Raw genomic sequence first — 18,917 nt, 5'->3', positions numbered from 1 at the left:
GAGATGATGTTGAGACGCGCGAAGATCGTCGCCACACTCGGCCCTGCAACCTCGACCTATGAGAAGGTCCGTGCCCTGATCGAAGCCGGTGTGGACGTCGCACGCCTGAACCTCAGCCACGGTGACTACTCGGTGCACGAGGCCAACTACTCGAACGTCCGTCGGGCGGCCGAGGACTCCGGGCGTGCTGTCGCGATCCTGGTCGACCTGCAGGGGCCGAAGATCCGGCTCGGTCGCTTCGAGGACGGACCGTACGAGCTCGAGGTCGGCGACATCTTCAAGATCACCACCGAAGACATCATCGGCAACCGCGAGATCTGCGGCACGACGTTCAAGGGCCTGCCGCACGACGTCAAGCCGGGCGACTTCCTGCTGATCGACGACGGCAAGGTGCGTGTGGAGGTCGTCGAGACCGACGGCACCGTCGTCACCACGAAGGTCATCGTCGCCGGTGCGGTGTCGAACAACAAGGGCATCAACCTGCCGGGTGTCGCCGTCAACGTCCCCGCTCTGAGCGAGAAGGACGAGGACGACCTGCGCTGGGGTCTGCGCATCGGCGCCGACGTCATCGCCCTGTCGTTCGTGCGCAACGCCACCGACGTGGAGCGCGTGCACGAGATCATGGCGGAAGAGGGTGTGCGCATCCCCGTCATCGCCAAGATCGAGAAGCCGCAGGCCGTCGAAGCCCTCGAGGAGATCGTCGACGCGTTCGACGGGATCATGGTGGCCCGTGGCGACCTGGGTGTCGAGCTGCCCCTCGAGGCCGTCCCGATCGTGCAGAAGCGCGCGGTCGAGCTCGCCCGCCGCAACGCGAAGCCGGTCATCGTGGCGACGCAGATGCTCGAATCGATGATCTCGAGCCCGGTGCCCACCCGCGCCGAGACCTCCGACGTCGCCAACGCCGTCCTCGACGGCGCGGACGCGGTCATGCTCTCGGGCGAGACGAGCGTGGGGGAGTACCCCATCGTCGTCGTGGAGACGATGGCGCGGATCATCGAGTCGACCGAGGAGCACGGTCTCGAGCGCATCTCGCCGCTGAACACGAAGCCCCGCACCCAGGGTGGCGCGATCACGCTCGCGGCGCTGGAGGTGGCGGAGTTCGTCGGGGCGAAGTACCTGTGCGTCTTCACGCAGTCGGGTGACTCGGCACGCCGTCTGTCGCGGCTGCGGCCGCGCATCCCGATGATCGCGTTCACGCCCGAGCCGGGCATCCGCCGCCGCATGGCCATGACCTGGGGCATCCAGTCGAACCTGGTCGAGATGGTGCAGCACACCGACTCGATGTACCGCCAGGCCGACGAGTACCTGCTCGGCAGCGGGCTCGCGAAGGAAGGCGATCAGATCGTCGTCATCTCCGGATCCCCTCCCGGGATCATCGGCTCGACCAACGACATCCGCGTCCACAAGGTCGGGGATGCCGTCGGCGGGGCGGCCCCGGTCTACAAGTCCGGAGTCTGAGCAGCTTTTCGAACGCCGAGGGGCGGGCCCGACGGGTCCGCCCCTCGGCGCTCGTGTGTGTGAGACGCGATACGGTGCGAGGATGACGTCGAAAACGCGGATGCGGGAAGACGGATGCGGGTGACCGGGCTGCTGCACAGGGCGATCTGGTGGGCGCAGGACTACGCCTACGCCGTGCTGTGGCAGCTGCGCGCGTTCGGCGATCGCAACAGGGCCGAGACGTACGGGGGCGGCGCCGGGGTGCCGATCGTGGTGCTCCCCGGCATCTACGAGAGCTGGCGGTTCATGCGACCGCTGATCGAGCACGCACATCGCGACGGGCATCCCGTGCACGTGGTCGAGCAGCTTTCGCGCAACCTGAGCCCGATATCCGAGATGGCTGACCGGGTGGGAGCGTATCTCGCCGAGCACGATCTGCGTGACGTGGTGCTGCTCGCCCACAGCAAGGGCGGTCTCGCAGGCAAGCTCGCGATGCTCGGTCCGGAGGGCTCGCGGGTGCGCGGGATGCTGGCCGTCGCGACCCCGTTCGGCGGATCGCGCTACGCCCGCCTGATGCTCACCCGCAGCCTGCGCGCGCTGTCACCGCGAGACCCCTCGATCGCGGCTCTTGCGGCGCAGCGCGACGCCGACGCGCGGATCGTGTCGGTCTACGCACGCTTCGACCCGCACATCCCCGAGGGCAGCGAGCTGCCCGGCGCGAAGAACGTGCGGCTCGACACCGGAGGCCACTTCCGTGTGCTCGCCCACCCGAGGGTGATGGCCGAGCTCGCCGCGCTGGCCGGCTGACGGGGCCTTCCGGCACCCGTCGCCGGCCCTGTCGTAAAGACGTCATGGCGGGCACCGACGTTGCCCCGTTGGCATAATCGAGTGATATTCCACAGACGAAGGCGTGCCGATGGATGTTCTCGAGCTCTTGGATCGAATCGAAGCCGTCCTGCGTACGGCTCGCGCGAACGGCGACCCGGCCTTTGCGCCGCCCCTCCTCGGCCCGGCTGGCGGTTCATTGGGGACGGCGCTCCGGTCGCATGCCGAGGTGACCGAGCTGTTCGGCGAACTGCAGCTCGCCGCCACGGATTCGATCGACGCCCTCGACAACGGCGACTACTGCGCTGAGACGCTGGGTCAGAGTCCCTCGCAGTCGGTGGCTCTCGCCACCGGCGTGCGATACCGCGTGGTGTACACGACCTGGATCTTCGACGAGGACGCCCATCTGGAGGCCACGCTCAGCGCCATCGCGCAGGGCGAGGACGCGCGTGTGGCCGACCACGTCCCCTCTCGGGTACTCATCCGCGACCGCAGCGAGGTACTCGTGATCGCGAAAGGCTACCCCGACAGCGAGCACCTCGGATTCCGCTCGGCGCATCCCGCGGTGGTGTCCTACTTCTGCGACCTGTTCGACACCGTGTGGGAGCGCGCTCTGCCGGTGACCGAGTCGAGACCTCATGCTGTCGGTCTGCTCAGCGCCGAGCAGATCCAGATCCTCCGCTACCTCGTGCTGGGCCGCACCGATGCCAGCATCGCGCGCTCGCTGGGCGTGAGCGCCCGCACTGTGCAGCGTCAGATCCACGCGATGCAGCTGCGGCTGAGTGCGCGTGGTCGTTTCCAGCTCGGCCTGCGGGTCGCACGGCTGCTTCCTGCTTTCAACCAAGACGCGGTGGACGGCGACGGCGCGGACCTCGACGATCTCTCGCCGGGATCCGCGCCGCGGTGATCCTCACGCCCGGAACAGGGCGCGTGGTTCAGTAGTGGGCGACCGCGCTCACGTTCGCGAAGTCCTTGACTCCGTGCAGCGCGACGTAGTTCCAGCCCGATGCCGGCCACTCGACCACGACCTGTTCGCCGTTGCCCGAGTTGGTCGAGCGCGCCACGTGGCTCTGCGGGCTCGGCCAGCCGTAGTGGCTGACGTACAGGTTGGCGTCACCGCTCCCGCCACCCGACGTGATGGTCAGGCGGGGAGTGCCGGCGGGCACCCAGACCATGAGGTAGCGGGATTCACCCTTCTTGGCCGTCAGTCCCATCCGTCCACACGCCTGACCGAGCAAGCGGGTGTCTGCGTCGGCGCACACCGGTACGGTCCAGGTGTCGCCACCGGGGTCAGGATTGCCGGTGTCGGGCATCTTCACGGTGACCGTGCGCGTCGTCGTGGCGGTCGCGCCCTTGTCATCCTTCACGGTCAAGGCGACGGTGAATGATCCGGCCTGCGCGTAGGTCACCGACGGGTTCTTCTCAGTCGACGTCCTGCCGTTGCCGAAGTCCCAGGCGCGGCTCGCGATCTGACCGTCCGGGTCGCTCGACCCGTCCGTGAAGGTCGCAGTGAGGCCGTTGGTCGCGACGGTGAACGCCGCCGTCGGCGCCTGGTTCCGGGGCGGCTCACCGCCGCCGCCGAGGTCAGCAGAGCAGTTGCCCTGCGCGCACTCGGCGAGGAAGGCGGTGAACTCGGCGTCGTACGTGGTGCCGATGCTGTTCTTCAGGTAGCTGCGAGCTGCATTCCAGTTTCCCGACCGGTAGTTGCCCAGCACCGCCTGCATCTCGATCGGGTGCTTGTTCAGCATGAAGCTCACCGCCAGGTAGCCCCACCGGTAGATGCGATCGGTGTCGTGGTCGTACGTGGTGTCGAACAGCTGGCTGAGCTTGTACTGCCCTGTTGCTGCCAGCTGCTGCGCCGCCGTATACGGCATCTGACGGTAGTGGTACGAGATGTACTCGGCGAAGCCCTCGACCCACCAGATCGTGGGAGTCGAGATGTTCTCGGTGAAGTCGCCGTGCATGTTGAAGCGACCGTCGAGGTAGTGCGTGTACTCGTGGTTCAGGTTCCAGATCGCGAACTCAGGGCGCAGCCACTCGGCCTCGTAGGCGATGAAGCGGGCCTTGTTGTTCGTCTTGGTCGGGTCACCCTCGAGGTACATGCCGCCATTGTTCGTGTCGATGCCGAACAGCGTGCCCGCGTAGGTCTGGTAGTCGGTGCTCGAATCGAACACGACGACCTCGATCTTCGTGTTCACGTCTCCAGGCACAGGGCCTGGGTCCTTGGCAACGGCGTGGAAGTACGCGTCCTGAGCGTTCAGGCTCGCGCAGCTGGCGGACAGCTGCTGCGCGTTCATGTCCTGGGCGCGGATCGTGATGCTCGGGCTGCACACGTGGGTGATCGGCAGCACCTTGGCTTCGATACGCTCCTGCAGGTTGCAGGTGCCGTAGTAGCCGCAGTCGGTCTTGTCGTACCAGTCCGCCATCTCGGCGAGCGCCACCCACAGACCCGAGGTGGGTCCGTCGAGCGAGGTCCGGTCGAGCACCGCCCTCACGAGCGGCTTCGCCGCAGCCTTGATGGGCGCGTCGCCGAGGAACCGGCCGAGTTCGCGGCCGGCGTTGGTGACCAGGTAAGCGTTCTCACCGGCCAGCAGATCGGTGTGTCCCAGGGCGAAGTCCTTGAGCGTGGTGAGAAGCGAGGTGTCCGAGGCGACCTTCTGCACGAAGGCGGGCACCTGGTGGCCGCGGAACAGCACGGTGAACGTGCCGTTGACCGCGTTCAGCATCCACCACGACGAGTTGTAGCCGGCGCTGTAGTCGGTGAGCAGTCGCTTGACGACGTGGATGTACCGGTCGTTGAGCTCCGCCGAGTCGATCAGGGTGATCGCCTCAGACAGGGTCTCGCCGTTGGCGTCGGTGACGTCCTTCGACCGCGGGTGGTCGAAGAACTGGTCCAGCGCCGCGCTGACCGCGGTGCGCAGGGCGGTCCCGAAGGCGGGGACGCTCGAGGAGTTGTAGTACTGCACGTAGTACCCGGCGCGCAGGAACAGCACGAGCTGGGCCGCCGAGGCGGAGTTGTCGCCGGTGTAGGACTGGGCGACGGTGCGTAGGCCGTTCGCCGCCGCGACCATCTTCGACTCCGTGAATATGGACGCCGCCTGCGAGCCCTTGACCGAGAACAGCGTGTTGACGCAGTCGGTCGTGCTGCCCTTGATTAAAGTGACCAGAGCCTGTCCTGAGGCCTGCGCGAAGTCGGCTGCGGTGCAGACAGCCGCGATACCCTTCGCGGTCGCGCGCGTCTGCATCGAGGGACGCTCCGGTTGGGCATCCGCCTCGCCGACCACGCTGCGCAGCGCATCGGTGTTCGCCGAGACCGGCGGGACGGCGGAGGTCTGCTCTGCGCTCTGCGGGTCGACGAGTCCTGAGATGTATGACGGCGCCGTGTCGGAGTCGTCTGGGGTAGGGGCTGCGGCAGGTGTGCTGCCGAACGCGGCCGCCGGCGCGGTGAGGGCGAGCCCCGCGCAGACCGCGATGCTGAGGAGCATCGTCGCTCCCCGGTGCATCATTCGTTGTGTCATCGTGTCCTTCTTCCTGCCATCGTGGGGAGACCGGAGACCCCTGGCACCTGGTCTCATCGGGGAGGAGGTGCACGCGAGTCCGCTCCGGTATGGGACGGAGCGTGGTGCAGCCGCCTCCCGCCGACACTGTGACACAGCGGGAAATGCGTGCTCAACGTCCGAAAAGCGCCACCGTCAGGGGGTCGACGGCTGTCGCGAAATCGCCAGCGGACGACGAGAATGCAGGAGGGCCGCCCTTCCGGGACGGCCCTCCTGCGCATGTGCCGGCGGTGGGACTCGAACCCACACGCCCTCTCGGACAGAGCATTTTGAGTGCTCCGCGTCTGCCATTCCGCCACGCCGGCCGGCACACTGCGCATACGACTGTAGCGCAGCCGGTGCGCCGTGCCGTGCGCGCGCATCCGCCGCCAGGTCGCAGTTCGACTAGGATGGACGGGTGACTGAGCAAGAGCAGCCTGAGCAGCCCACGGCATCCGCCCCGCGTCGCGTCGTCGTCGCTGAGGATGAGTCGCTGATCCGCCTCGACATCGTCGAGATCCTGCGCGACAACGGATTCGACGTCGTCGGTGAGGCAGGCGACGGCGAGACCGCCGTGCAGCTGGCCACCGAGCTGCGACCCGACCTCGTCGTCATGGACGTGAAGATGCCCCAGCTCGACGGCATCAGCGCCGCCGAGAAGCTGCACAAGGCGAACATCGCGCCCGTCGTGCTGCTCACCGCGTTCAGCCAGAAGGAGCTCGTCGAGCGTGCGAGCGAGGCTGGAGCCCTCGCGTACGTCGTCAAGCCGTTCACGCCGAACGACCTGCTGCCCGCCATCGAGATCGCGCTGGCCCGTCACGAGCAGATCATCACGCTCGAGGCCGAGGTCGCCGACATGGTCGAGCGCTTCGAGACCCGCAAGCTCGTCGACCGTGCCAAGGGACTGCTGAACGAGAAGATGGGGCTGAGTGAGCCCGAGGCGTTCCGCTGGATCCAGAAGGCGTCGATGGATCGCCGGCTCACCATGCAGGACGTCGCCAAGGCGATCATCGAGCAGCTCGCTCCCAAGAAATGACTTCTGTCTGAGCCGCATCGGCCCGCACAGCGAAACGGCCCCCGACGTGACGTCGGGGGCCGTTTCAGCGTTTCGCCGTCTCAGCGCTTCTCCGTCAGGCGTCGACGGTCTTGATCAGGTTCGTGATGCGGATGGTCGAGCAGCGCCGGCCCTGGTCGTCGGTGACGACGATCTCGTGCACGGTCATGCTCCGTCCGAGGTGGATCGGAGTGCAGACGCCGGTGACGGTTCCCGAGGTCGCAGACCTGGTGTGTGTCGCGTTGATGTCGATGCCGACCGCGAGACGGCCGGGCCCGGCGTGCAGGTTCGCCGACATCGATCCGAGGGACTCGCCCAGTACGACGTAGGCACCGCCGTGCAGCAGGCCGACCGGCTGGGTGTTGCCCTCCACCGGCATCGTGGCGACACTGCGCTGCACCGAGAACTCGGTGAACTCGATGCCCATCTTCTCTGCCAGCGCCCCCATGCCGCGGTGCGTGGCCCACTCCAGGCCGGTCATCTCGGTCTGCTCGCTCAATGCTCCTCCTCAGCACGTGTCCGTCGCCCTCGTTAGGCTTGCAGGGTGACGGACTCCGCAAAGCCTACCCTCATGGTCGTCGACGGCCATTCACTCGCGTACCGGGCATTCTTCGCCCTCCCGGTCGAGAATTTCACCACGAAGGACAACCAGCACACGAACGCCATCTACGGTTTCCTCTCGATGCTGGTCAACCTGATCAAGGCCGAGAAGCCGACGCACATGGCGATCGCCTTCGACACGTCACGCCACTCGTTCCGCACCGAGGAGTACCCCGAGTACAAGGCGACGCGCTCCGAGACGCCGAGTGAGTTCAAGGGCCAGATCCCCCTGCTGCAGGACTGCCTGGCCGCGATGTCGATCCCCGTGCTCACGCAGGAGGGCGTCGAAGCCGACGACATCCTCGCCACGCTCGCGAAGCAGGGGTCCGAGCAGGGGTACGACGTGCTGGTGGTCTCGGGCGACCGCGACACGATCCAGCTCGTGAACGACGACGTCACGCTGCTGTACCCGTCGGTGCAGGGCGTGTCGCAGCTCAAGCGGTACGACCCCGTCACCGTGCACGAGCGCTACGGCGTGCGGCCCGAGCAGTACCCCGACATCGCCGCGCTCGTCGGCGAGACGAGCGACAACCTGCCCGGCGTTCCGAAGGTCGGTGAGAAGACGGCCGTCAAGTGGCTCACGCAGTTCGGCAGCCTCGACGAGCTGCTGGCCCGCGCCGACGAGATCAAGGGCGTCGTCGGCGGCAACCTGCGCGAGCACCTCGACGTCGTGCGCCGCAACCGCAAGCTCAACCGCCTGCTCGACGACGTCGAGCTGCCCGTCGCTCCGGCCGAGCTGGTCGTCAAGCCGATCGACGCGCAGGCGGTGCGAGACATCTTCGCGCGCCTCGAGTTCCGCACGCTGCTGCCCCGCGTCTTCGAGGCTGCGGGTGCTCCCGACGAGCCGGTTCACGACGAGCCCGCCGTCGACGTGCCGGCGCCGACCGAAGCATCCGCCGCCGAGCTCGCCGCCTGGCTCGGAGAGCAGAAGGCCGAGGTGGGTCTGCTGCTCACGCTCGTCAGCGGGGCGATCACCCGCGTCGGCGTGGCCACCGAGACCGAGCTGCGCGAATGCAGCTGGAGCCCCGAGACGGCTGAGGCTCTCACCGCCTGGCTCGAATCCGACGCGCCGAAGGTGCTGAACGACGCGAAGCCGCAGGTCAAGGCGCTGCTGCGCAACGGCATCCGGCTGGGCGGACTCGCCCACGACACCCTGCTCGCCGGCTGGCTCATGCGCCCGAGCTTCCCCGACAAGACGCTCGCGCACCTCGTCGGTCGCTACCTCGATGAGAAGCTCCCCGAGGCCGACCCCACCCAGCTGGTGCCCGAGACCGACGGGGCCACCCCCGCGCAGGAGGCGTGGTTCACGCTGCGCACGGCGGTCGCGATCCGCGAGGCGATGCCCGGATCGGTCGCGACCGTGCTGACCGACATCGAGCTGCCCGCGGTCATCGCCCTGGCCGACATGGAGTCCGCGGGTGTGTCGGTGTCGCACGACGTGCTCTCGACCTTCTCGGGCGAGCTGCTCGCCCGCACCGACGTGCTCGCCGCCGAGGCGTTCGCGCTCGTCGGGCGCGAGTTCAACCTCGGCTCACCGAAGCAGCTGCAGGAGGTGCTGTTCGAAGACCTGCAGCTGCCGAAGACCCGCAAGACCAAGACGGGGTATTCGACGGATGCCGCGGTGCTGGCCGATCTGCAGGAGACGAACCCGCACCCCTTCCTCGCGCTGCTGCTGCAGCACCGCGAGGCGACCAAGCTGCGTCAGATCATCGAGACGCTCGACACGGCGATCGGCGACGATCACCGCATCCACACCACCTACGTGCAGACCGGCAGCCAGACCGGACGCCTGTCGAGCACCGATCCGAATCTGCAGAACATCCCCGTGCGCACCGAGGAATCCCGTCGCATCCGCAGCGCGTTCCAGGTCGGCGAGGGGTACGAGACGCTGCTGACCGCCGACTACTCGCAGATCGAGATGCGCATCATGGCGCACCTGTCGGGTGATCCTGGTCTCATCGAGGCGTTCAACTCGGGTGAGGATCTGCACCGGTTCGTCGGCGCGCGGGTGTTCGGTGTGGAGCCCGAAGAGGTGACCTCGGCGATGCGCACGAAGGTGAAGGCCATGTCGTACGGTCTCGTCTACGGCCTCAGCGCGTTCGGACTGTCGAAGCAGCTGCGCATCGAGCAGTCCGAGGCGAAGCAGCTGATGCTCGAGTACTTCGCCCGCTTCGGAGCCGTGCGCGACTACCTGCGCGCATCGGTTATGCAGGCGAAGGAAGACGGCTACACCGAGACGATCTTCGGGCGCCGGCGCCCGTTCCCCGACCTCGCGAGCCCCAACCGCGTACTGCGCGAGAACGCCGAGCGCGCGGCGCTGAACGCGCCGATCCAGGGCAGCGCCGCCGACATCATGAAGATCGCCCTGAACCGGATCCACGCAGACCTGCGCGAGCGCGAGCTCGCCTCGCGCGCCCTGCTGCAGATCCACGACGAACTCGTCGTCGAGGTCGCCGCGGGGGAGTGGGACGCTGTCGAGAGCATCGTGCGCGACCGCATGGCCGGCGCGGCAGAGCTGACCGTGCCGCTGGACGTGCAGGTCGGACGCGGCCGCGACTGGAACGAAGCCGCGCACTGATCTCCTGCGCAGAGGGGGTGCGGGGTTAGGCTCGAGACCATGAGTTCAGCGCCGCGCACTCCCTCTGCCATCGACCGGATCGCCGAGAACTGGGTCGACACCCTGGTCGACCTCTCGCCCATCCTCGGCACCTACATCGGACGCAACGAGGCAGGTGCCCGCCTCGACGATGTGAGCCCGGAAGGGCACGAGCGCAGCATCGCCGCCACACGCGAGACGCTGGCCGCGCTGGATGCCGCGACCCCCGTCGACAGCGTCGACGAGATCACGAAGACGGACCTCTCGGCCGAGCTTCGCCTGCAGCTCGAGCTGCACGACGCGCAATGGCACCTGCGCGACCTGAACGTGATCGCCTCGGCGCCGCAGGACTTCCGCCAGGCGTTCGATCTCATGCCCACCGAGACGATCGACGACTGGGCGGTCGTCAGCGAGCGGCTCGCCGCCGTGCCGACAGCGCTCAAGGGGTACGTCGAGACGCTGCGCGAGGGCATCAAGCGCGGCGTCGTCCCCGCTCGTCGCCAGGTCGCCGAAGTCGCCACGCAGATCGCCCGGTACAGCGCCGACGAGGGCTTCTTCGCGTCATTCGCGGCGACAGCGGCACCGGCTGACGGCCAACTGCCGGCATCCCTCGCCCGCGATATCGCCGACCACGCCGCCGCGGCGCGCGTGGCCTACGACGACCTGCGCCAGTTCCTGTCCGGCGAGCTGGCACCGGTCGCCGGCGAGCAGGACGCCGTCGGGCGCGACCTGTACGCCTTGAACTCCCGCCGGTTCCTCGGTGCGACCATCGATCTCGACGAGACCTACGAGTGGGGCCGCGACGAGCTGCAGCGGATGATCACCGAGCAGGAGGCGATCGCGAACGAGATCCTGCCCGGCGCGAGCGTCGACGAGGCCGTGGCGCACCTCGAGGCCGACCCCTCGCGCAAGCTGCACGGCACCGAAGCGCTGCAGAGGTGGATGCAGCAGACGAGCGATCGGGCGATCGCCGAGCTCGGCGCCAGCCACTTCGACATCCCCGAGCAGATCCGCGAGCTCGAGTGCATGATCGCCCCCACTCAGGAGGGCGGGATCTACTACACCGGCCCGACCGACGACTTCTCGAGGCCCGGCCGCATGTGGTGGTCGGTGCCCGAGGGCGTGACCGAGTTCGACACGTGGCGCGAGCTGACCACCGTGTACCACGAGGGTGTTCCCGGCCACCACCTGCAGATCGCGCAGGCGACATACAACCGCGCCGAGTTGAACACCTGGCGGCGGGTGCTCGCCGGCACCTCGGGTCACGCCGAGGGCTGGGCGCTGTACGCCGAACGGCTGATGGAGCAGCTCGGCTACCTCGACGACCCGGCAGACCGCCTCGGCATGCTCGACGGCCAGCGCATGCGCGCGCTGCGCGTGGTACTCGACATCGGTGTGCACCTCGGCAAGCCGCGCCTGTCGGGCGAGGGGATCTGGGACCACGATTACGCGCTCGAGGAGATGCGCCGCAACGTGAACATGCCGGACGAGTTCCGCCGATTCGAGGTCAACCGGTACCTCGGATGGCCGGGACAGGCGCCGTCGTACAAGGTGGGCCAGCGCATCTGGGAACAGGTGCGCGACGCCGTGCAGCAGAAGCAGGGCGAGGCGTTCTCGTTCAAGGACTTCCACAAGCGCGCGCTCGACATCGGCGGCGTCGGCCTCGACACGCTCCGCACCGCGGTCACCGGCTGAGGGGATTGCGCAGAGCGCGTGACGCGACCTCGTCCGCGCCGCAATAGGCTGAGAACATGGCGGCTGTGCGGTTCGTGGCGATCGGAGACTCCTTCACCGAGGGGGTCGGCGACGAGCTGCCCGACGGCAGCGTGCGCGGCTGGGCCGACCTGGCCGCGCAGGGCTGGGCGCACGCCATCGGTGAGCCGATCCAGTACGCCAACCTCGCGATCCGCGGTCGTCTGATCTGGCCGATCGTCGAAGAGCAGCTCGAGCCGGCGCTCGCGCTGCGCCCGACGCACCTGTCGTTCAACGGCGGCGGCAACGACATCCTCCGCCCGAACGCCGACACCGAGCACATCGCCGATGCGTTCTCCCGCGTCCTGCGGCGCTGCGACAAGGAGGGCGTCACGCTGATCCTGCTCTCGGGTGCCAACCCGAGCGCTCAGCTGCCGCTGGGCCCGGTCTTCCAGCGTCGCGGCGATGCGCTGTCGGCCGCGGTGCTGCGCCGCGTCGAGGACCGCCCCGACGTGATCCGCGCGCTGAACTGGCCGGATGCCGAGCTCTCCCGCCCTCGCTACTGGTCACAGGACCGCCTGCACATGAACGCGAACGGCCACCACCGCGTCGCTGCCCGCGTGCTGCACGCGCTGGGTCTGGAGCCGCCGGAGGACTGGTGGTCGCTGAGCACCGATCACCCTGCCGGCCCCGCGGGGCTCGCGTACTACCGGCAGTTCGTCGGCCCCTGGGTGCGACGACGCGTGACACGCACGTCGTCCGGCGACGGGGGGGTGGCGAAGTTCCCCGCCTGGGTCGAGATGGTGCCGCGGTGATCTCTTCCCGCCGTTCACGGATGCCACGCCGCATCACCCAGCTGCTCGTCGGGGTGTTCCTGTACGGCATCGGCATCGCCTTCCTCGTGCGCAGCGCTCTGGGCGCTGCGCCGTGGGACGTGCTGACGCAGGGCGTCACCCGCCACGTCCCGCTGAGCTTCGGAATCGTGACGACCATCGTCAGCGGCATCGTGCTGCTGCTGTGGATTCCGATCCGGCAGAAGCCCGGGGCGGGCACGGTGATCAACGCGCTTCTGGTCGGCCCGTCGGCCGACGTGGGCTTCCTCTTCATCCCGGTCGGGGAGCAGCTGTGGTAGCAGGCGCTGCTCTTCACGATCGGGCTGCTCGTGCTCTCCGCCGCCACCGGGCTCTACATCGGAGCACACTTCGGCCCGGGCCCTCGCGACGGGCTGATGACCGGTCTGCATGTGCGGCTGCGCCGCCCGATCTGGCTGGTGCGCACCTGCCTCGAGGTGACGGTCGTGCTCATCGGCTGGGCGCTCGGCGGCGTCGTGGGCATCGGCACCCTGCTGTTCGCCCTGCTCGTCGGCCCGCTCTGCCAGTTCTTCCTGCGCGTGTTCGCCGTTCCGCTGACGCCGCAGACAGGCGCCGCGTCGAGCACCGGACCCGTGACCGTTCAAGGGTGACGGTGGATCTCTGGGAGATGCGGGCGCTGCCCGGCGGCCGCGTCGCATTGCACGATGCACGCCGCAAGGAGCACCGGACCGTCGAGCTCGAACCCTTCGAGATCGGCGCGTTCGCCGTCACCGAGAGTCAGTTCGCCGAGGTGCTGGGTATCGCCGCCCAGCATCCGCGACGCCCGGCCAGGGATCTCAGCTGGTACCGCGCCATCCGGTTCTGCAACGCAGCCTCCGAGTGGGAGGGGCTCGACCGGGCCTATTCCTTCGACGGCGAGGAGGTCACCTGGCACGTCGACAGCGACGGCTATCGCCTGCCGACCGAAGCCGAATGGGAGTACGCCTGCCGAGCCGGATCGGTCGGGCCGCAGTACGGTCCGCTGGATGAGATCGCCTGGACGTCACTCGACGGCGTCGGAGCGCCGCGGGATGTCGGCATGAAGCTGCCGAACCTGAACGGACTCTTCGACACACTCGGCAACGTGTGGGAGTGGTGCTGGGACTTCCTCGACCCTGAACGCTACGACGACTACCGCGTGTTCCGCGGCGGCGGATTCGCCGACGACACCTGGAGCGTTCGGGCATCCGTGCGCCGCGGAGGGGCTCCGCGCATGCACCACGACGACCTCGGCATGCGGCTCGCGCGCGGCGGCTTCGACGGCCCGGATGCCGCGCAGGGCTGGTCTGCGCATGCCGATGTCGAACGTGGCGGGCGCGGGGGAGCGCGGCCGATCGGCTGGACCCCGCGCCGCTGACCCGCCGCCCGCGCCCCGGGTTCAGCGGCGTCGCTTGCGCTCGGGATCGAGGCCCATCCGGATGCGGGTGCTCTTGCGCTCACGGATGATGAACGACGCGCCCAGCAGCCAGAGCGGGATCTGCGTGGCGAACGCCCAGCGGAATGCGTCGAGCGAGTAGGTGTCGGGGGTGCCGGCGCCCTGCAGGTCGAGCGTGAGTCCGATGAAGAAGATCGCGATGAGCGCGGCGAGGAACCCGCCGGAGTTGGTCACGCCGGTCGCGGTGCTCAGGCGGTGGGCGGGGTTGTGCGTGCGGGCGTGGTCGAAGGCGATCATCGATGCCGGGCCGCCCGCGGCCAGGCACACCACCAGCACGATGAGCAGCCAGATCGGCGCGGGCCCCGGCCAGAGGATCACCGTGGTCCATGCGGCCACCTGAACGGCGATGCTCGGCAGCACGAGGGCGAGCGACCGGCGGGTGGGGATGCGCCGCGACAGCATGCCGAGCACCGGGCTCAGTGCCATGCTGACGAGGACGGTGATCGACAGGATGCCGGCGGCGCCGGCGGGTGTGAGCCCTTGACCTGCCGTGAGGAACGGCATGCCCCACAGCAGCAGGAACGCCGTGCTGGCGAACGGGGTGGTGAAGTGCGACCAGAATGCCAGACGGGTGCCGGGGTGCGCCCAGGCCGCGCGGATGCCGACACCGGTGTCGATCGCCGAGGTGATCACCTGCACGACACCCGTCTCGGTGTTCACCGTCACGTCGGCGCTGCGCTCGGGCGGGTGGTTGCGCACCAGCATCCAGACGAGGATGGCGAAGAGCAGGCCGAGCCCGGCGACGCTGCCGAAGGTGATCGTCCAGTTCGTGGAGTGCAGCAGCACGGCCAGGGGAGTGAGCGCGATGAGCTGGCCGGTCTGGCCGACGAGGCCCGTCAGCTGCCCCATCACGGGTCCGCGCTGGGCGGGGAACCATGTGGCGACGAGGCGCAGCACGGCGGGGAAGATCGCCGCATCTCCCGCGCCGAGCAGAACACGCGCGATGAGGGCGATGCCGATGCTGGGTGACACCGCCATCACGAACTGCCCGAGCGCCATGAGCAGCATCCCGATCACCATGATCGGACGCGAGCCGTACCTGTCGAGCAGCACCCCGATGGGGATCTGCAGCCCGCCGTACACGGCGAGCTGCACGACCGCGAACAGGGAGAGCGTCGCGGCGTCGGCCTGAAAGCGCTCGGCCGCGTCCACGCCCACCGCGCTGAGCGAGCTGCGGTTCGTGATCGCGAGCACGTACGCGGCAACCGCCACGCCCCACACCACCCAGCCCCGCCATCCGGGAGTCGTGCGGGGGAGGGGAGTGTGGCTCACCCGTCAAGGCTAGCCCCGGTGGGGACGTGACACGACGCAGCGGGCGGCGCAGACTCGAGGCATGAGGTCGTGGGTGCTGCAAACGGCTCGCCGGTCACGGCATCCGCACCGTGCGGGAGCTGGCGGACGCCGACCGCGCAGAGCTCATCGCGGAGTTCGGACCGAGGATGGCGTCTGGTACGCAGACCTCGGCTACGGGCGCGGACCGGCGGTCGTCGACGACACCCCCATCTGATCGACGACGGGCTCGTCGGCTGTCAAGGCCATCGGGCTGCGCCCCTCGTCGGCTTAGAGTGATCTCGTCGCTGAGCCCCGAACAGGCGACGGGAGGACTCGATGACCGACGACGATTCGCTGCCCCCTTCCGGCCTGATCGACGGTCGCTATCAGGTCCTCGAATGCGTCGGCCAGGGCGGGATGGCGCGGGTCTATCGGGCGAAGGACACCCTCCTCGGACGCATCGTCGCGATCAAGGTGCTGCGAACCGAGCTGCAGGGCGACGACGCATCGGCTGCGCGTGCACGGGGCGAGATGACGGCGCTCGCGTCGCTCAATCATCCCGCCCTCGTCACTCTCTACGACGCGCAGCTGGTTCCGGGACGCCCCGAGTACCTGGTGATGGAGTACGTCGACGGCCCCACGCTGGCCGATCGCATCGCGCAAGGGCCCCTGCCCGCCGCCGAGGTCGGGGCGCTCGGGGCCGACCTGGCAGAGGCGCTGCACGTCGTGCACAGTGCCGGCATCGTGCATCGCGACATCAAGCCGTCGAATGTGCTCATGTCGCAGGCGCCGTTTCCTGCCAGCAGATCGGGCGCGAAGCTCGCCGACTTCGGCATCTCGGCTCTGGTGGATGCCACTCGCCTGACCTCGCCCGGCATCGTGATCGGAACGGCCGCCTACATCGCGCCTGAGCAGCTGCAGGGCGCGATGCCCGCGCCCGGGGCAGACATCTACTCGCTCGGGCTGATGATGCTCGAGGCGCTCACCGGCGTGCGCGCCTTCCCCCAGTCAGACGGCATCGGCGCCGCGATGGCGCGGTTGACCTCGGCACCCGACGTGCCCGCAGATCTCGGGCCCGCCTGGACGCACCTGCTGACGGGGATGACGGCGACCGATCCGAGCGATCGCCCGATCGCATCGGAGGTCTTCGCTGCAGCATCCGAACTCGCGGCCGTCTCGGCGCCGCCGCCGCGACCCACGATGCCCGCAGCTGTCGCCGCCGCCGCGCTGGCCGCTCGCGGGGCTGCGGCCTCGCCAGAGGGCGCGACTGCCGCGATGACCACACCGACGCGCCTGCTCACCGCCGAGACGGCGACTCCGGGGCCGACCCGTGTGCTGCCGGAGAAGTCCGGAGCCACGAGCCGCGCGAAGCGCCGCCGAGCCGGGGCCATCGGCGCCGTCGCCGCGGCAGCCGTCGTCGCTGCCGGCCTCGCGGGAGCGTGGATGCTGGGCAGCGACGGGCCTGAACCTGTGGCACCCGATCCGGCCGCCACCCGGCCATCCGCACCAGTGACGCCGCCGTCGCCCTCGAGCGCGCCCGGCGATGAGGCCGACACCACGCAGACGGACACGGGGACGAAGGAAGACCGCAAAACGCAGGAGAAGGCGGCGAAAGAAGCCGAGAAGGCCGCCGAAGAGCAGCGGAAGGCGACTGAGAAGGCCGAGAAGGAAGCCGAAAAGGCGCGTGAGAGGGCCGAGAAGGAGGCCGAAAAGGCGCGTGAGGAGGCCGAGGACGTGGAGGAGCAATGAGAGCCCCAGGCGGGCACAGCAGTCGTGCGGGAGCGACTCGTCTCACTCGTGTCGTGCGGCGAGCGGGGTTGCCCGCCCGCCCCTCGGTCGCGATGCGACGCGTGCGTCTGCTGCCGCGGTGGGTGCGCCGGATGGATGCGCGCACGGCGCGGAGGATCAACGGGCACCGGCACCTCCCCGAACTCGATGTCGCCCTTGCCCGTCTCTCGCAGCGTGCGGATCGCAGCAGGCTCTGGTTCGCGATCGCCGGCGTGCTGTACGCGATCGGCGGATCGCCGCGCCGGGGTGCCGTGCGCGGGATCGCGTCGCTGATCATCGGCAGCGCTCTCGCCAACCTGGTCGGCAAACGGCTCTTCGGCGGGGACCGGCCGCTGCTCAAGGACGTGCCGATGCCGCGACGACTGGCGAGGACGCCGACTTCCGGATCCTTCCCGTCGGGCCATTCCGCATCTGCCGCCGCCTTCGTCACCGGCGTCGCTCTCGAGTCGGGCCGATCGGGTGCGGTGCTCGCGCCTCTCGGCGCCGCGGTGGCGTACTCACGGTTGCACACCGGAGCGCACTGGCTGTCGGACGTGATCGGGGGAGCGGCGCTGGGCTCGGCAGTTGCGATCGTCGGGCGGATGCTGGTGCCTGCACGTCCGCAGCCCGAGCCGACACACCGAGGGGCGACGATCGATCTGCCGTCACTGCCCGACGGTTCCGGGGCGCTGATCTTCGTGAACTCCGCGTCGGGGATCGATCCGCTGCGCCCCGAGCCGGTCGCCTTCCTCTCCGAGGAGCTGCCGTCGGCGCAGGTGCACGTGCTGGGGGAGGGGGAGGAGGTCGCCCTGCTCGTGCGCGACGCGGTGGCCTCCGAGAGCCCGCCCCGGGTGATCGGCGTCTGGGGTGGTGACGGCACGGTGGCCAGCACCGCCGACGCAGCCCGCCACGCGCACCTGCCGCTGGTGATCTTCCCCGGCGGCACCTTCAACCATTTCGCGCGCACGGCAGGGGCGGCAACGCTCGAAGACGCCGTGCAGGCACTGCGCGACGGAGTCGGCAGCCGCGTCGATGTCGCCGAGCTCACGATCGACGACGGGCCGCCGATGACGGTGATGAACGTCGCCTCCATCGGGGTGTATCCCGGCTTCGTCGCGGAGCGGGAACAGATGGAGGAGGCGCTGGGCAAGCCGGTCGCCGCGCTGATCGCCGCAGTGCGCGTGCTGGCGCGAGCGCACACGCTGCACGTGCGGATCGACGGGCGCTCAGCGCGGGTGTGGTCGATCGCGGTCGCCGCGGGTCAGAACTCCTCGGCGTCGATGGTTCCACTGCAGCGGCGTCGCCTCGACGACGGCGTTCTCGACGTGCGGGTGCTGCACGCGCGCGGGCGGAGGCCGCGTCTGCGTGGACTGGTGGCGCTGGCGTTCGGCGTCCGCGCATCCGCCCTTCTCGACCGCGTGCCGGGGCGCGCCACGCTCGCGACGATCGAGGCGTTCACCGCCGATGAGGTGCGGATCGAAGCGAGATCGTCGACGGGCGAGGCGGTGAACGTGGCGCACGACGGAGAGGTCTCCGTGCTCGAAGAGGGCAGCACCGTCGCCACGGTGCGGATCGTTCCCGGCGGCCTCGAGGTCTATGGCGCACCGGTCCCACCCGGTGAATAAGTCGGGGTCTCGACCATCTCGAAAAGTTCTGCTGACCTGCAGATACTCAGCCCGGTCAATGTCGACCGCAGCAGTGCTCGATCGGGTCGTCGCCAACCTTGATCTGCTGCTGACGGATGATGCGCGCGAGCGGTCACAGGCAAGAGGGAGAGGTGTCGAGATCGCCTTTCTGACATAATGTGCATTATCGGTTATTCCGCATAGGAGGACCGAGGTCAGGTGTCAGC

The 18,917-nt window shown here is 69.0% G+C and carries 15 protein-coding genes and 1 tRNA gene; 12 read left to right on the top strand and 4 right to left on the bottom strand.

The window, feature by feature from the left end:
* Positions 1-9: 9 nt before the first annotated feature.
* The 3 genes from pyk (at position 10) to ACWIDW_RS02250 (ending at position 3,169) form a co-directional block, all read left to right on the top strand.
* Positions 10-1,458, top strand: coding sequence for a pyruvate kinase (pyk, locus tag ACWIDW_RS02260; protein ID WP_454123236.1), 1,449 nt, complete (start codon positions 10-12; stop codon positions 1,456-1,458).
* A gap of 114 nt (positions 1,459-1,572) precedes the next feature.
* A complete protein-coding gene (locus ACWIDW_RS02255) occupies positions 1,573-2,244 on the top strand; it encodes an esterase/lipase family protein (RefSeq protein WP_454122612.1) in 672 nt (223 codons plus the stop codon).
* A 247-nt stretch (positions 2,245-2,491) separates the two neighbouring features.
* On the top strand, positions 2,492-3,169 hold the full coding sequence (locus ACWIDW_RS02250) for a LuxR C-terminal-related transcriptional regulator (protein WP_454122610.1): 678 nt from the start codon (positions 2,492-2,494) through the stop codon (positions 3,167-3,169).
* Positions 3,170-3,197: 28 nt separating this feature from the next.
* Here the strand turns inward: ACWIDW_RS02250 and ACWIDW_RS02245 are convergent, their stop codons facing one another.
* Both ACWIDW_RS02245 and ACWIDW_RS02240 read right to left on the bottom strand, forming a co-directional pair.
* Positions 3,198-5,780: a collagenase gene (locus ACWIDW_RS02245; RefSeq protein ID WP_454122608.1), complete on the bottom strand. Its 2,583-nt coding sequence runs from the start codon at positions 5,778-5,780 to the stop codon at positions 3,198-3,200.
* A 261-nt stretch (positions 5,781-6,041) separates the two neighbouring features.
* Positions 6,042-6,124: transfer RNA gene (locus ACWIDW_RS02240), tRNA-Leu, on the bottom strand.
* 92 nt (positions 6,125-6,216) lie between these two features.
* Here ACWIDW_RS02240 and ACWIDW_RS02235 point away from each other — a divergent pair.
* Entirely contained in the window at positions 6,217-6,834 is a 618-nt protein-coding gene (locus ACWIDW_RS02235; protein WP_071644465.1) for an ANTAR domain-containing response regulator, read from the top strand.
* Between the two features lie 94 nt (positions 6,835-6,928).
* Here the strand turns inward: ACWIDW_RS02235 and ACWIDW_RS02230 are convergent, their stop codons facing one another.
* On the bottom strand, positions 6,929-7,333 hold the full coding sequence (locus tag ACWIDW_RS02230; protein ID WP_454123234.1) for a hotdog fold thioesterase: 405 nt from the start codon (positions 7,331-7,333) through the stop codon (positions 6,929-6,931).
* 90 nt (positions 7,334-7,423) lie between these two features.
* On the opposite strand from ACWIDW_RS02230, the gene polA reads away from it, so the two are divergent.
* Genes polA through ACWIDW_RS02200 form a run of 6 tightly spaced genes read left to right on the top strand, consistent with a single transcriptional unit; the run spans position 7,424 to position 13,948 of the window.
* On the top strand, positions 7,424-10,030 hold the full coding sequence (gene polA / locus ACWIDW_RS02225) for a DNA polymerase I (RefSeq protein WP_454123232.1): 2,607 nt from the start codon (positions 7,424-7,426) through the stop codon (positions 10,028-10,030).
* Between the two features lie 39 nt (positions 10,031-10,069).
* The gene (locus ACWIDW_RS02220; protein WP_454122606.1) at positions 10,070-11,743 is read left to right on the top strand and encodes a DUF885 domain-containing protein; all 1,674 of its coding nucleotides are present in this window, start codon (positions 10,070-10,072) and stop codon (positions 11,741-11,743) included.
* A 56-nt stretch (positions 11,744-11,799) separates the two neighbouring features.
* Positions 11,800-12,555 carry an SGNH/GDSL hydrolase family protein gene (locus tag ACWIDW_RS02215; RefSeq protein WP_454122604.1) on the top strand — a complete coding sequence of 252 codons (756 nt, stop codon included), beginning with the start codon at positions 11,800-11,802 and terminating at the stop codon, positions 12,553-12,555.
* Positions 12,556-12,575: 20 nt separating this feature from the next.
* On the top strand, positions 12,576-12,872 hold the full coding sequence (locus ACWIDW_RS02210) for a YczE/YyaS/YitT family protein (protein WP_454122602.1): 297 nt from the start codon (positions 12,576-12,578) through the stop codon (positions 12,870-12,872).
* Positions 12,873-12,902: 30 nt separating this feature from the next.
* A complete protein-coding gene (locus ACWIDW_RS02205; protein WP_454122600.1) occupies positions 12,903-13,202 on the top strand; it encodes a YczE/YyaS/YitT family protein in 300 nt (99 codons plus the stop codon).
* A 17-nt stretch (positions 13,203-13,219) separates the two neighbouring features.
* Positions 13,220-13,948 carry a formylglycine-generating enzyme family protein gene (locus tag ACWIDW_RS02200; protein WP_452323263.1) on the top strand — a complete coding sequence of 243 codons (729 nt, stop codon included), beginning with the start codon at positions 13,220-13,222 and terminating at the stop codon, positions 13,946-13,948.
* A 21-nt stretch (positions 13,949-13,969) separates the two neighbouring features.
* Here ACWIDW_RS02200 and ACWIDW_RS02195 read toward each other — a convergent pair whose 3' ends face one another.
* Positions 13,970-15,298 carry an MFS transporter gene (locus ACWIDW_RS02195; RefSeq protein WP_454122598.1) on the bottom strand — a complete coding sequence of 443 codons (1,329 nt, stop codon included), beginning with the start codon at positions 15,296-15,298 and terminating at the stop codon, positions 13,970-13,972.
* Positions 15,299-15,634: 336 nt separating this feature from the next.
* On the opposite strand from ACWIDW_RS02195, the gene ACWIDW_RS02190 reads away from it, so the two are divergent.
* Positions 15,635-17,047, top strand: a complete 1,413-nt coding sequence (locus ACWIDW_RS02190) for a protein kinase domain-containing protein (protein WP_454122596.1) — start codon at positions 15,635-15,637, stop codon at positions 17,045-17,047.
* A gap of 68 nt (positions 17,048-17,115) precedes the next feature.
* Positions 17,116-18,690 (top strand): phosphatase PAP2 family protein, encoded by a 1,575-nt coding sequence (locus tag ACWIDW_RS02185; RefSeq protein ID WP_454122594.1) that lies wholly within the window; start codon positions 17,116-17,118, stop codon positions 18,688-18,690.
* The last annotated feature ends 227 nt before the right edge of the window (positions 18,691-18,917 follow it).

It is taken from the genome of Microbacterium sp. NPDC055312 (genome assembly GCF_053645675.1).
This window is presented reverse-complemented; position numbering and strand designations above follow the sequence as displayed.